The following is a 13990-nucleotide window of genomic DNA, read 5'->3' as shown; positions in this document are numbered from 1 at the left end:
CAGGATCATTCAGCAGGTATCGGCTTCGGCTTGCCTTCGCCGTCGAGCGCGACCATGACGAAGTCGGCATGCGTCACCATCTCCATCAGGTCGGAGAGATAGCGCTGCGCCCAGGCCTCGACCTTCAACGTCATCGACGTGCGGCCGACTCGTTCCACGACCGTGTAGATGCAAAGCGTGTCGCCGATCTTCATCGGCTTGGCGAAGGACATTTCCTTCACTGCCGCCGTCACCACCCTGCCCTTGGCGCGTTCGGCCGCACGGATACCACAGGCCAGGTCCATCTGCGCCATCACCCAGCCACCGAAGATGTCGCCGGCCGCATTGGCATCTGAAGGCATGGCCAGTGTCCTCAGCGTCAGGTCGCCGTTCGGTCTTCCGTCCGCGTAGTGCACCATGCAAAATCCCTCTTGCCGAATGTCATGATGCCGTAGCTGCGCGACGGGAAAGCGTCAACGCCAACAGTCATGCAGATCACTCGTGCGGGAAATGAACAGCTCTGTTGCTATGGTCGTTTTTCTCACACCGCATGCCGGAAGTGCCGGTGATGGCGACGAATGCGACAGCTAGTCTGGCCAGCGCATCGGCCCGAAAATCGAAATCGATCTTCGGAAAGCACGATGCGTCGATTCAAAGTGTTGGACCGAGCGCCGCCGATCACCATGCAGACCTATGATTTCATCATCGTCGGTTCCGGCTCAGCCGGCTCGGTCGTGGCGGAAAAACTCTCGGCTTCGGGACGTTTTTCCGTGCTGGTTCTGGAAGCCGGCGGCAGCGACCATCGCTTTTTCGTCCAGATGCCGCTGGGCTACGGCAAGACCTTCTTCGATCCGGCGGTGAACTGGAACTACAGGACCGAGCCAGACCCCGGCCTTGCCGGTAACGCCGATCATTGGCCGCGCGGCAAAATCATGGGTGGATCGAGTTCCATCAACGCCATGGTCTGGATCCGCGGCGCGCGCGAGGATTTCGACGCATGGGCGGCGGCCGGCAATCCTGGATGGGGCTACGACGATGTCTTGCCGCTCTTCAAGACGATCGAAGACAATGAGGCAGGCGCGGACCAGTGGCGTGGCCGCGGCGGGCCGATCCACGTAACCGACAACCGCGCCCGTGTTCACAGGCTGACGGTTCGCTATCTCAAGGCTGCCGAACAGGCTGGGTTGCCCGCGAACAACGACTTCAACGGTGCCGTGCAGGAAGGCGTCGGCATCTACCAGATCACCACCAGGAACGGCCGACGCATGTCGGCCGCACGTGCCTTCCTTCGCCCCGCCATGAAACGCGCCAATGTCCGCGTGGAAATGCATGCCCTGGCAACGAAAATCCTGTTCGACGGAAGCCGTGCCGTCGGCGTCGAATATGTCCAGAACGGCGAAACGAAAACAGCGCGCGCCGGCAGGGAGGTGATCCTATCCGGCGGCTCGATCAACTCGCCCCAGCTTCTCCAGCTCTCGGGCATCGGCCCAGCAGATGTGTTGTCCGGCCTTGGCATCCCCGTCGTGCTGGAGGCAGAGAATGTCGGCCGCAATCTCCAGGACCACCAGGGCGTCAACTACACATGGAAGGCCAAGTGGCCCACCCTCAACCAGATCCTGCGGCCATGGTGGGGCAAACTTTTGGTCGGCCTTCACTATCTCGTGCTGCGGTCCGGCCCGTTGTCGATGTCGATGAACCAGGGCGGCGGTTTCTTCCGCACCGATCCCGGTCAGCCGCGTCCAAACATGCAGCTCTATTTCCAGGCCTTTTCCACCGTGCTGCCGAAACCCGGCGAGCGGCCTATCCTGTCGCCCGATCCCTGGCCCGGCTTTTCCATCGGCCTCTCCAATTGCCGGCCCTCCAGCCGCGGCCAAATCATGATCCGCTCGAAGGATCCGTTCGAATATCCGAGGATCACGCCCAATGCCTTTTCGACAAATGAGGACGTGTCGGAAATGCTCGATGCGGTGAAGTTCCTGCGCCGGATCGCAGCTCAGCCTGCGCTCGCCGACGTCATCGCAGAAGAGGTTTTGCCAGGCGCTTCAATCACTTCCGATGCCGATCTGATTCAAGATTTCAGGAAACGGTCCGGCACGGTCTATCACCCCGTATCGACCTGCCGCATGGGCCCGGACCCTGCTCATGCAGTGGTTGACCCGCGGTTGAGGGTCCACGGCATCACCGGTCTGCGCGTCATCGACGCGTCGATCTTTCCTGACAACATCGCCGGCAACACCAACGCCGCCTCGATCATGACGGGGTGGAAGGGCGCTGAAATGGTTCTGGAGGACAATCGATGAAAATCACCGACGTAAAGACCTGGGTCGTCGGCAATCCGCCACCCGGCATCGGCGGCAAATATTTCATCTTCGTCAAGCTGACGACCGATTCCAACGTCGTCGGCTATGGCGAGGCTTACAACGCCACCTTCTCCGGCCACGTCACGGCCCGCATGATCGAAGATATGGCGGAGCGCTACCTGGTCGGCCGCGATCCGCACGATGTCGAGAGCTTCTTCCGCCGCTGCTATTCGTCCGGCTTCACCCAGCGCCCCGACGTGTCGGGTATGGGCTGTTTCTCGGCGCTCGAAATGGCCTGCTGGGACATCATCGGCAAGGAGGCCGGAAAGCCGGTCTACAAGCTGCTCGGCGGCCAGGTGCACGAAAAGCTGCGCTCCTACACCTATCTCTACCCGCACGAGGGCAGCGTCCATTCCGAGGACGCGCGCGGACGGAACGTCTACAACGATCCCGACCTCGCCGCCGAATGCGCGGCACTCTACGTCGAGCAGGGCTTCAACGCGGTGAAGCTCGACCCCGCCGGCCCCTACACCGCCTTCGACGGGCACCAGCCGCGCCTTCTCGACATCGACCTCTCTGCTCGCATGGTCAAGGCGATCCGCGAAGCGGTCGGAACCAGGGCCGACATTCTCTTCGGCACCCACGGCCAGTTCACCGCTTCCGGCGCGCTGCGCCTGGCCCGCGCCATCGAGCCTTACGACCCGCTGTGGTTCGAGGAACCGGTGCCGCCGGATATGCCTGAAGTGATGGCGCAAGTGGCGCGCGGCACCTCCATCCCGATCGCGACCGGCGAGCGCCTCACCACCAAGTTCGAATTTGCCCGCGTCATCGAGAACCGCGCCGCCACCATCCTGCAACCGGATCTCGGCCGCTCAGGCGGCATTCTTGAGACCAAGAAGATCGCGGCGATGGCCGAGGCCTATCATATCCAGATCGCACCGCACTGCTATTGCGGGCCGATCGTGGGTGCCGCCAATATCCAGCTTGCCGCGACGCTGCCCAACTTCCTGATCCTGGAATCCCTCAAGCAATGGGACGGTTTCCACGCGACCTTGCTCAAGAAGAAGATCGAGTGGCAGGACGGCTGGGTCATTCCCTCCAAGGAACCGGGTCTCGGCGTTGAACTCAACGAAACGGTCTGCGAGGCGCATCCCTGGGACGGCAAGCAACTCCACCTGGAGATGGCGCCGGACCCGCTGTTCCCATAGGCGCAGGCACATCCATGCCGCGCCGAAAAACCGAGCCGTTTCAGGAGATTGCTGCAATTTCCAGAATCAGCATCTGAGTTTCAGGGCACGGGGCACGATCTCGAACTCCGCCGGAATACGGCCCGGCGCCTCGCCGTCGATATCCACCAACGCGCCGTTGTGAACCGCACCGTCTGCCGGCTCGACCAAAACCTTCCTGCCGCGCCCGATTGTGACGGCCGGGTGGTTGCGGTGCTGGCCGGTATAGAGCAAGCGGATATCCCGCATGAGCGCGATCTTGCCGGTAGCCCGCAGGATGACGATGTCGAACTGTCCGTCATCCAGTGAAGCGTCGGGCGCGATCATCATGCCGCCACCGAAGAAAGGCCCGTTGGCGACAGCGACCAAGGCGACACGATCCTTGATGGGTTCACCATCGTCGATGGTGACGACGACGTCGTCAAAGCGGTAGCTGAGGAACTCCGTGACCGTCCGCCACAAGAACAGAGCCTTTGCTGGAATGCGCCCCTTGCGCTTGTCCGCATTCACCGCGCGGTCGACATGACCTGACAGACCAAGACTGGCGATGTTGATGAAATGCCGGCTGGCCAGAGCGCCGTGATCATCGATATAGGAAATGCGCCCGACATCCATCATTCGCACGTGAGAATCGGCGATCTGTTTGAGGATCGCGTCGACATCATCCGGCAGATTGAGCCCCCGCGCGAAATCGGTTCCGGTACCGCAGGGCAGCAAACCCAGCGCGGTGCGATCATGCCCCTCGCGGACAGCCTGCAACAACCCATCCGCGACCTCGCTTGCGGTGCCGTCACCACCCGCCGCTATGACGAGATCATAACCTTCAGCCGCGAATTCGATCGCCAGCCGTTCGGCATCCCCTTCCGCCAACGTCTCACGCATCTCGAAACGGCCGAGATAACGCTCGACGGCTGCCGCGACGGTGGCCCAGTCGTGCTTCAGCTGGCCATCGCCGGCGACCGGATTGAGAATGATGCCGACCTTCAACCGCGTCTCCCCTTGCGGTGGTCCTATTCGTAGTGAAACGTCTCACACAAAACTCGGCAAGTGCTGGCCGGTTGCACGCAAAATATCGGGCCGAAGCAAAACCGTCCCGCTTACCCGAAAAAGTCTCTCTTGCCACGCGTTATTCCCGATAACCCCGCTATTCACAGGCCGTCGGCGGTTTCGAATACGGGTGATCGGGCGTATGGTTAAATCATCTCAGGCGGCCACGGATTGAACGGTCGAAAGACAACGGCAACCACGCGGAACTCCTGAGGCCTGCACCATGCAGATCAGTAACGGGCTTGCCTGTTAAGGATCGAGAGCCGTGATGTGCGGGGCCGCGGAAAGCGTGCGAACGCCAACGGCGGACCGATGCGAGCCATGAAGGCCGGGGAAGACCTTCGATGGCACGTCGACCGAAGCCCGCAAGGGTCGAGACCGGCGTGATCCGGAATGGACGCAGCCCTCCGGGGAGGCGGACGGACGGGTCGTCAAAATCAAGGCCGGCAGGTGCAATGTCCTTCGGAAATTGCCGCCGCTGACTGGTCCTGGTCTGACAGGGAGGCGCTGGGAGAAATCCCGGCGCCAACTGTTTTAGGCCCGCTTCACGCACATGATTTCCAGATGGCTTGCTCGCCCGACCGTTGCGGTGACTCGATGAGCCATGGCTGCACACAAGAGCGGAATCGGCTATCGTCCCCTCGTCATTCGAGGAGAGGGACCTTCCATGACGCTGATCCAGAAGCTCGCCTTGGCTTATGCCGTGCTGTTCTTCGTCGTCGTAGCCATCGGCTATATTCCTGCCTTCAACGACGCCAATGGCTACCTCTTCGGCCTGTTTTCGCTGCAGTGGTACGATGATCTTCTGCACGCCTTCTCCGGCGTCTGGGCTGCGATTGCCGCCTTCATCTCGCACCGCCAGTCGGTGTTCTACTTCAAGCTGTTCGGCTCGGTTTACCTGTTCGATGGCCTCCTCGGCCTCGTCACCGGTTCCGGCTGCCTCGACGGCGGCATCTTCATCAATGGCTTCCGTTCCTTCAACGACATCGAATTCCCGGCGCGTTTCTTCGCCAACCTGCCGCATATCCTGATCGGCGGCATCGCCGTCTATATCGGCTTCCGGCTTTCCAAACGGATACACGACTACTTCGCGACAGCTTGAGCCCATGTTCATGCTGCGCTGGCTGAAACGCATCTTGAAGACGATCGTCTGGCTGGTCGTCATTATCCTGCTCATCCCGGTCCTCGGCCTCACCTATGGCTGGCTCACCACCTCGTCGCTCGATACGACGCCCCTGCCCGGCGTCGCCGAAGGCGCGCCAACAAAGGAACTGGCCGACAAGCTGCGCGCCGAGATTCCCGGCTACCAGCGGCCGGAAGAGTCGACCTTCCTCACCTATCCGGAATGGGCGATCGTCTATGCCGCGCGCGAATATGCCGGCTATGTGAAAGACAACCAGCCGAGCGGCTTCCCCTACTGGTCCTATATCGGTCGCTTCTGGCAGGACTACGCGATGGTGATCCGCGCCAGTTCCGCCTACCCGCTCAATTGGCAGAACCACCAGATGCTCGCCGTCATCGGCACCAGCCATACGATCGAACACGCGATCCAGTGGGCGTATGAGAATACGGCCGGCCGCATTACGGAAGCCATCGGCGGCCAACGGACGGCGGTTGACGACTACCAGGCCAAGGTGGCGGCAGAATATGCCGCCTTCCTCGACCAGGTACCGTGGTACCAATTTCCCTATGCTCAAAAGCGAACGGGGTTGTTGGCCATCGAACCTGCAGCCGGCGACGGTGTGGTGCGGCCGGGCGAGCGCAAGCTCGCCTTCGGTCTCGCCGACACGATCAAGCAGGGATATGCAGACCTGATCAAGCAGGCGCTCGCCGCCACATCCGATCCCGCGCTGCTCGACATCCATGTCTGGGCCAAGGGACAGGTTGCGGAAGCAACGCGCGGCGAACCTGACACCTTGCTGGAACGCGATCTCGGTGCCGGCGGCGCCGTCTTCGTCACCAAACGCTACCAGGTCTTTACGGACATGATCCCACGTCTGATCGAGAAGGGTGTTTCCTTCATCGAGATCGGTGGCAATGACGAGATCATGGCCACCGTGCTTTCCAACGAGCCGGTTGCCGTTCCTGAAGGCGCGCGCGAGCTGTTCACCTATCAGCTGCCGGCCGACCCTGCCTCACGTCGCACTGGCCTTGCCATCGCCGTGCGCAAGCTGCACACGGTCATTCCAGTCCTGAGCAAGAGCGGAGCGAAGCTGGAACACGTCTACGACTATTGATCTTTTCTGCGCCACGCTGATTTCACAATCGTAGCGAAATCCCGCCGTGTTCTCGAGCGATCTTGTCCTCGGATTTTCGAGGGGCCGAAGCCGTGATCAAGACCACACTTGTCGCCATGACCATCGTGGGATGCGACTGCGACGCCAAGCTTTGTGAGTATATCGGCGAAACGCCGGCCAAATGGTCGACCATCGCCGACTGCGAAGCAGCGATGAAGAACCAGATGCTGCACCACCGCAAGGGATTCAGCTATCCAGTGGTTTCCGGCATCTGCCGCACCATCCAGCCGCAGACTGCGATGACCGTTTCTACCGCGCCGAGAGTTGCGTTGGCTCCGCTCAACGATGAAATCGCGGCTCTTGGCCTGCGCCGGCCGGAAATCCCGATCGGCCGGCGTCCAACACCGGTCGTCAACGCCAATGCCGAGCCCAGCGGACCCGATGTCGACGGCGGCGACGCGATTCTCTATCGGACAGAGAGCGGCTACACACTGGTCAAGACCAGGCTGGATCGAACCTTCTCGGACACTGCCATGGTCCTGAAACGCTCTGCTGGCTGGCTTGCGGCGCAACTGCAAGGCAACTGGTAGATCGCCTACTCGTCCATGTGCAGTTTCAGGCTCTGCCAGAAGCGGTCGATCATTGGCCGGTCGGCTTCGGCATTGTCATCGTCCAGGCTGGTGATCACGATCACGCCTTGGTCGGTGGTTCCGTAGCTCATCACCTCGTAGGCGACCCGGTCGATGCGGGTCTTAACGGTTGCGCTCAACCCGTTCAGCACCTTGCCGTCGGCAAGCTTTCGCGAACCCGCTTTTTGCGTGAGCTTTCCACCCGCCCGTACCGACTCCTTGGTGATCTCCTGCAACATGAGCTGGTTGAGCATCACCGGGTTCATATTGGAGTATTCCTGGACGATAACCATCGAGCCGACCGCCGAAGCCATCAGATGCTGGTCGAGCCCCTTGGAGAGGTTGGTCTTGGTCACCGTTACCCCGCTTGGATGCACGAAGGAGAAACTGCCGCCGCTGAAGGTTGCGAATGCGTTGGGTTCCAGCCTGACGCGCGCCTGTTTGCCGTTCGGCAAGGCCAGGGTGGCATCCTCGCCCGGATCGATATCGACGGAGACGCCATCGACGGTGAGTTTGTAAGCCTTGAGGTCTTCGGAAAACGCAGGCGTGCAAAAGAGCGTGGCAGAAACAACAACCGCCATCGCCGCACTGTGTCGCATCTTAGCTCTCCGCTGCATCAGGTGGTGGGGCTGAGTACCTTCAAAGCCCTGTAGAAAGTCGAGGAAAACAGCTCGTCGGGATCGTACTTGCGTTTACGCGCCAGGAAGAGCGGTAATTCCGGGTAGGATGCCAGAAGTTGAGCACCTGTGTAGTGCAACTGGTAGGGCAGGAAGAAGCGGCCACCATATCGTATGGTCGTGTCGATCAGCGCGCGCGTCAGTTGCCGCATCTGCGCATTGCCGCCCGCCGTCGTTGGCTGGTTGATGTAGAGAACCAGCGAGAAGGCCGGCTGCGGCGCATAGTTCAGTGCGATGTCTTCCTTGTGCACGACCCGCACCGAGGCGTTCAGCACCGGCAGGGATTGGCTGCGCAGGATGGTGCGCACTTCGCCGATATAGGCGTTGTAGTCGGCACGCGGCACGAAATATTCGTGGAGTATGTCGGTTTCGCCTGCCAGATCGTTGAACAGGTAGGGCACGGAATCGTGCATCGGGTTGTTGCGGGTCACCAGGCAAGCCTCGCCCTCCCCCATCGCAGCAGAACGCGCCACCGTGCAGTTCTCGAAGCGCGGCTCCAGCGTCTTCTCAGTGAACCACTTCAACTCCTGGAACGGTCCGCCCCACTTCGCCATGTTCATGATCAGGCGCTTGACGCCAACCACGCCCGGCTCCCCGATCGGGGCCTGATCCGCCGGTGGCTCCCCCGCCACCTTCTCGTAGCGGTAGACGATCATGTCTTCCAAAAAATTTCCCGGTGCCGTCGAAAGATGGCCGTAAAACAGGCCGATCTCATGGTTCGGCTCCAGAACCTCATTGAAAAATCGTGGAAACTCCTCGGATTTTATGATTTCGCGGGTCGTGCGGTAGACGGCGTTGTCGACGATGTCGAGCGTTGCCTCCAGCACCACCGCGAAGAGCCCATAGCCACCGACGACATGACGAAACAGATCGGCATTTTCAGATCCCGAACATGTCAGGACAGAACCATCGGCCAGCATCACGCGCAGGGATCGGATCGAGCCGACCACGGAGCCGGCCTGATGGTCCATGCCATGTGCATTCACCGACAGCGAGCCGCCAACGGAAAAGATATCGGTCGATTGCATCGCCTTCACCGCGAAGCGTGGATGCAAGATATTCTGGATATCGTGCCAGGTAGCACCTGGCTGCACCGTCATCGTCTTCGCCGCAGCGTCGACTGAGACAGCATTGAATTTGCGCATGTCGAGGACCAGCGCATTGTCATCGAAGGCATGCCCACCCATAGAGTGCCGGACTGCCGCCATCGAGACCTTCAGGCCGTTGGCGCGTGCGAAGGCCAGCACCTTGGCCACGTCACGCTCGCTGCTCACCTCGACCATGCCGTAGACAGGCGTGCGGGAAAGCCCGCTGGCATCGTTTACCGTCCCGCCTTTGGTCAGCCAGGTCAGGCCGGCGTCATGGGTCGGCGCATTTTCCAACGGCTTCAGTGGCAACGCGTAGCCATCCACGTCTGCGACACGCCCGGCATCCTTTGCGGAGGACGGGCTGCGCGTCAGCCGTGCTACCGTATTGCCACCCCACAAGACGGCGCCACCGACTACCGTCGCGCCGAGCAGCAACCGTCGGGTGGGCCGCCAGCCGCTTTGACGATTTTCCGTGCCGTGCTCGGCCATAACGCCCCCTCGTTTTCCAACCGATAGCGCGGGGTCGCGGCAAAGACCATAGCCGCAGCCGGACGGCTGACGGCGCTGCTAACTGAAGAAAGCCGGCCTGCACAGCCGGCTTCTTCGAATGGTATGGAAGATGGGGAAGACGCGCCTCTGCGGCGCCTGGATGTCCGCCCTTAGGTCAGGATGACTTGACGATCGACGTGACGATGCCTGTCTTGTCGTCGACGGTCACCGCTACCTTGATGCCGACCTGAAGCTTGTCGACCGTCGACTCTGCCGGAAGCTGATAGATCTTGCCGTCGTCCAGAGTGAACGATTTGGTGTCGGGGTCGATGGATTTGATCGTACCTTGCACGGTCGCCGCATAGGCCGAGCTGGCCAGCGCAAACAGGGCGACGGAAGCGGTCGCGATGACCGTCTTGATGACTTTATTCATGGTCAGAGCTCCGTTTTTTTAGGGTCGGAAGCGTCCCGGCCAGACTTTGCTGAAACGGCTGCAGCATAGCGAAACGGCGGAACCTCCAAAGGCTAAAGAGCCTATAGCATCGCCACCAAATCACATTCGATAACTTTGTTAAATGAAATCATATGCTTATTTCAGACACAATTGCGCGTCGAGCCCATTCCCCCAGCGAGGCGCAGCCGGTTTTATGCAATGAAAGGAGACGTTTCGCGCACTTCTCCAACGGCAACGCAGCCATTGCGTTCAAGCCATCGAATGTCCCCGAAAGCTCGAGAAAATTGGGGAAAGAATGTAATTTTTCTTTCTCTTTCAAATGGTTAGGATGGAATATCCGGCCCTGGAAACATTTTTACTCAGCCCCTTCGACGAGGCCCACTTCTTCTTTGGTCCAGTGCGCGCCTCTCTTCCCAAGAATCGCGCTTTCTGGCATATTGGACCGGTTCAATCGGCGCTCCCAGCCGGCCTTTCTGAAAGTTTACGTCTTGCACCCCTCGGTCGAAATTATCGGCGCGGTCGCTGCCTTCATCACGACGGTCGGCTGGATTCCGCAGGTCGCCAAGATCGCCCGCGAGCGCCGCGCCGGTGATATCTCGCTCGTCACCACCGGCGTTCTCGCCTTCGGCATCCTGCTGTGGGCGCTCTACGGTCTTTTGATCGGCTCCTGGCCGGTCATCCTCGCCAACGGCTTTACCTTCATGCTGGTTGCCGCCATCGTCGCCATGAAATTGCGCTACGGCTGAGCAGTTCCCAGAACGCATGCCAACCGCTCTTCGACGCGTGCATGCAGCGCTCCGGAGAGATTTGTCACTGGCATCAGTCGCTCGCGCCTGCCATCACGCAGCCGCATGAAGGGATGCATCTTGTAAGCCGCGACTTTGCCGAGGCTCTCCGGTTCGGCGCTCACGTCGACAGTGAGGATCGCGCCGATACGTCCCGGCCAGGGCTGGCGCGCCAGCGCCGTGCCGAGGAAGTCGCCCAGCCCATAGGCGACCGGCACCTGCCCGATGAGACCGACCGGCTGCAGGACATGTGCGTGATGCCCGGCAATCAGACCGAAACCGTGCTCGACCAGTCGTCGCGCCAGCACCATCGTTTCTCGTTGCGGAAAATGGCGGAATTCCCAGCCCCAATGCGGTACGGCGCACAGGAGATCCGCGCCCTCCAAACTGCCAGCAGGCCAGAGCCTCGGGTCGGTCTCAGTCGACACACGGCCTGAAAACAGCGCCTCGGAAGCGTTTCGCCACACCGTGAAGGCGGCGAAACCGATGGTGAGGCCGCCTGCATCGACCCGCTGCACGGGACCGTAGTCTGCCGCCCCGATGATTTGCACGCCGAGGTGCCGCAACGCATCAATCGTCTCTGCGAAACCCTCGACGCCCTGGTCGAGCATGTGATTGTTGGCGACCGACAGCACCAATCGCTCGTGCCGGATGCCGACAGCGGCCATCGCATCGGCGAGGAAAGCCTCTTCCATGGCGTGGTGCGTACCGACCCACGTGCCGAACCTGGCCCGCACGCGCCCGACCACCGGGCTCTCGCAATTGCCGATCATCAGGTCGGCAGAACCGAGTAGCGCCTTCAATGTGGGATCGCATGCCGGCACCTGCCTGGAGGCGACTGCCGAAATATCGCCGATGAAAGCGAGCCGTATTGTCCTTGCCGGCATCGGAGACATCAGTTGCGCTGAGGGCGGCGCAAAATCCCGTCCGTTGCCATCGAGCGACGGCTTCAGGAAGCGCGGCAGCCAGGATAGCTTGTAGGAAAGCGGATAGTTCGACACGCGCAGCCCGGTTCGTTTGCCCCGGTTTATCCATCCGGCCACATCAGGTGAAGTAGCACTTCACGAAGTGGAAGCGAAGGCGCTAGAGCAATTCCAGGAAAAGTGTGTAACGGTTTTCCGTCCGGAATCGCGTAAAAACAAAGAGTTAGAGTGTTTCCGCGTTTCCGTGAAAACGGAAACACTCTAGGCAGGCTGACCGAAGAACTCCCGCCTTGCGCCATCATCGACCAGGCGAAGCTTGCCCATGTTGCGCAGCAGACGCCGCGGTCGCTTCAGCGCTTCCCAGCTCAGGAAATATTTGACCAGCAGGCTGGGCGCCTTGCTGTGCGAGCCGGCATGGCCAACGCGATAGACAGCGCCACGGAACGGCAGCGGCGCCAGCGGTGTGCCGTTGTTGGCCAGGATATCGGCAATGCGGACATGGCTGCCCAACATCGACTTGATCCAGTCCAGCGACGCATCCTCGAAACGTTCGGGAAGGCCGTAAAGAGCGGCACGGATGATGAGCGAGGTTCCGCACAGATGGCTGAAGTCGTCATAACCCAGCAGTATCTTGCCACCGTCGTCCCAGATGTAGCCCTTGTCGATCGTCCAGCCATTGGCGCCGCGATTTTCCGCCACATGTTCGACGATGCGGGCGCTGACGAAATCGTCGTCATCGACAATCATGAAGAAGCCGCTGTCGCGCGCGGCCAGCATGCCCATCAGCACGCGTCGGCCCTTGTCCGCACGGAAAGCGTCATAGACATCCTCGACATTGGCTTTGTCGATCTCGTGCAGGACATTCGGCGGGAATGTCACGCGCACAACGCTGAAGCCTGCCGGCAGGTCGGGCAGATCCGCGCCTTCGTTGGCCACGATGATCCCTTGCCAGTCGCCATTCGTCTGGTTCGAGATCGACGCGACGGTCTGGGTAAGGTTCGCCTTGAGCAGCCCCCAATCGCGGGCATTGTCCTGATGCCGGACTGGAATGATGAAGGTGACGAGGCTCATCGCAGCTTGCCTCCATGGCTCTCCGGCACCGGCCGCCTCATGCGGCGATCCTCTGTCCAGCCTGGCTGCGCGCCCAGGCGATGCCGTCGTCGAGCGACTCTGCCTTGTAGGAGAGATCGGTTCCGCCCGAGAAGGCGCTCATGAAACGCCGCACCTTGCCATAGCTGTTGTCCAGAACGGCGTGCGGGCGTCCGATCAGCAGCGAGCAGATATGAACATGCAGACGATCGGTAACGATGGCCTGCCCGCGCGATATCTGGCGAATGCCACGCTGGAAGCGGTTGTGCGCCGCCGCGTCGAGCTTGCGCAGGCGCACCTCGCCCGCCTTCAGCGACAGCAAGCCGGATGCCGCGCCGATCGCCTTTGAGACGCGCACGCTGCGCGCGGATTCGTTCGTCCAGTCTTCGACCGGAATATCGCCATACGTGGAGAGATCGAGATTGCCCGCCTTCTCCTTGTCCGATCGCAGCATCGCAAGAACCGGAAATTCGGCCGCGGCCGGTTTGATGGCGCCGATGGCAAAAGCCATGTCGGGGCAAAGGCGTACCTGGCAGTCAAAGTGCTTTTCCGCGAACGCCTTCGATTCCTCATCGCGCACCAGCAGCACGAAGTTCTTGTGACGCGCGATGGCACGCGCGCTTTCCTCGATGCGTTCGGGCGACGCGTAGTGGATCGACTGCGGGAACTGGATGATCTGGCGGTTTGGAAACCGCTCCAGGATGCGCTCGCGGAAATCCTGGTGCGCAACCCAGATGTCGCCGAAATTGCCGCCGCCATGGATGAAGATCGGCCCGCTCGGCATCGCCTGTTCCAGCTCTTCCGCGGAAAAATCGTCGATCCGCGAGACATACGCCGGCCGCTTGCCGTAGCGGTCCTTCAGATAGGCCATCTCGCCCAGCCAGATCGCGGAATCCCCGCAGTTGCGGATGTCCGGAAAGTCGAGGATCGCCATCGGCTCCTCGACCGACAGATAATCCTTGAGGCAGTCATGGATCCTGTCCTGCAATTCATTGATCAGGACCAGATTTGATTTCGATGTCATTGGTGTTTCCATATGGGATGTCTCCATCTGGCTCGTTGGACGA

The 13990-nt window shown here is 60.9% G+C and carries 14 protein-coding genes; 6 read left to right on the top strand and 8 right to left on the bottom strand.

Annotation, left to right across the window (positions count from 1 at the left end; translation table 11 throughout):
• Positions 1 to 5: 5 nt before the first annotated feature.
• Entirely contained in the window at positions 6 to 398 is a 393-nt protein-coding gene (locus tag ACFWXH_RS08250) for an acyl-CoA thioesterase (protein WP_054310527.1), read from the bottom strand.
• A gap of 264 nt (positions 399 to 662) precedes the next feature.
• On the opposite strand from ACFWXH_RS08250, the gene ACFWXH_RS08245 reads away from it, so the two are divergent.
• Positions 663 to 2279, top strand: a complete 1617-nt coding sequence (locus ACFWXH_RS08245; protein ID WP_379120872.1) for a GMC family oxidoreductase — start codon at positions 663 to 665, stop codon at positions 2277 to 2279.
• On the top strand, positions 2276 to 3487 hold the full coding sequence (locus tag ACFWXH_RS08240; protein WP_054310528.1) for a mandelate racemase/muconate lactonizing enzyme family protein: 1212 nt from the start codon (positions 2276 to 2278) through the stop codon (positions 3485 to 3487). Before ACFWXH_RS08245 ends, ACFWXH_RS08240 begins: the two co-directional genes overlap by 4 nt.
• 66 nt (positions 3488 to 3553) lie before the next feature.
• Here ACFWXH_RS08240 and ACFWXH_RS08235 read toward each other — a convergent pair whose 3' ends face one another.
• The gene (locus ACFWXH_RS08235; RefSeq protein ID WP_379119169.1) at positions 3554 to 4492 is read right to left on the bottom strand and encodes a diacylglycerol/lipid kinase family protein; all 939 of its coding nucleotides are present in this window, start codon (positions 4490 to 4492) and stop codon (positions 3554 to 3556) included.
• A 727-nt stretch (positions 4493 to 5219) separates the two neighbouring features.
• On the opposite strand from ACFWXH_RS08235, the gene ACFWXH_RS08230 reads away from it, so the two are divergent.
• From ACFWXH_RS08230 to ACFWXH_RS08220, 3 genes are all read left to right on the top strand, one after another.
• Positions 5220 to 5654, top strand: coding sequence for a hypothetical protein (locus ACFWXH_RS08230; protein ID WP_379119167.1), 435 nt, complete (start codon positions 5220 to 5222; stop codon positions 5652 to 5654).
• A gap of 10 nt (positions 5655 to 5664) precedes the next feature.
• Positions 5665 to 6789 carry a hypothetical protein gene (locus tag ACFWXH_RS08225; protein WP_379119165.1) on the top strand — a complete coding sequence of 375 codons (1125 nt, stop codon included), beginning with the start codon at positions 5665 to 5667 and terminating at the stop codon, positions 6787 to 6789.
• A 92-nt stretch (positions 6790 to 6881) separates the two neighbouring features.
• A complete protein-coding gene (locus tag ACFWXH_RS08220) occupies positions 6882 to 7379 on the top strand; it encodes a hypothetical protein (RefSeq protein WP_379119163.1) in 498 nt (165 codons plus the stop codon).
• A 5-nt stretch (positions 7380 to 7384) separates the two neighbouring features.
• Here the strand turns inward: ACFWXH_RS08220 and ACFWXH_RS08215 are convergent, their stop codons facing one another.
• From ACFWXH_RS08215 to ACFWXH_RS08205, 3 genes are all read right to left on the bottom strand, one after another.
• Entirely contained in the window at positions 7385 to 8017 is a 633-nt protein-coding gene (locus ACFWXH_RS08215) for a hypothetical protein (RefSeq protein WP_379119161.1), read from the bottom strand.
• A gap of 17 nt (positions 8018 to 8034) precedes the next feature.
• A complete protein-coding gene (locus ACFWXH_RS08210) occupies positions 8035 to 9672 on the bottom strand; it encodes an FAD-binding oxidoreductase (RefSeq protein WP_379119159.1) in 1638 nt (545 codons plus the stop codon).
• Positions 9673 to 9847: 175 nt separating this feature from the next.
• Positions 9848 to 10105, bottom strand: coding sequence for a DUF1344 domain-containing protein (locus ACFWXH_RS08205; protein ID WP_244483355.1), 258 nt, complete (start codon positions 10103 to 10105; stop codon positions 9848 to 9850).
• Between the two features lie 509 nt (positions 10106 to 10614).
• Between ACFWXH_RS08205 and ACFWXH_RS08200 the strand changes: the two genes are divergently transcribed.
• Positions 10615 to 10872, top strand: coding sequence for a SemiSWEET family sugar transporter (locus ACFWXH_RS08200; protein ID WP_054310535.1), 258 nt, complete (start codon positions 10615 to 10617; stop codon positions 10870 to 10872).
• On the opposite strand, the gene ACFWXH_RS08195 is transcribed toward ACFWXH_RS08200, so the two are convergent.
• From ACFWXH_RS08195 to ACFWXH_RS08185, 3 genes are all read right to left on the bottom strand, one after another.
• Positions 10863 to 11912, bottom strand: a complete 1050-nt coding sequence (locus ACFWXH_RS08195; RefSeq protein WP_379119156.1) for a CapA family protein — start codon at positions 11910 to 11912, stop codon at positions 10863 to 10865. The two genes, ACFWXH_RS08200 and ACFWXH_RS08195, sit on opposite strands and share 10 nt — an antisense overlap.
• A 183-nt stretch (positions 11913 to 12095) precedes the next feature.
• Entirely contained in the window at positions 12096 to 12905 is an 810-nt protein-coding gene (locus tag ACFWXH_RS08190; protein ID WP_379119154.1) for a galactosyl transferase, read from the bottom strand.
• Positions 12906 to 12942: 37 nt separating this feature from the next.
• Positions 12943 to 13947 (bottom strand): polysaccharide pyruvyl transferase family protein, encoded by a 1005-nt coding sequence (locus ACFWXH_RS08185; RefSeq protein WP_379119152.1) that lies wholly within the window; start codon positions 13945 to 13947, stop codon positions 12943 to 12945.
• Positions 13948 to 13990: the final 43 nt, after the last annotated feature.

It is taken from the genome of Mesorhizobium sp. NPDC059054, from assembly GCF_042739215.1.
GTDB lineage: Bacteria > Pseudomonadota > Alphaproteobacteria > Rhizobiales > Rhizobiaceae > Mesorhizobium.
Note: the sequence above shows the minus strand (reverse complement) of the source record. Positions and strands in the feature narration are given on the sequence as shown.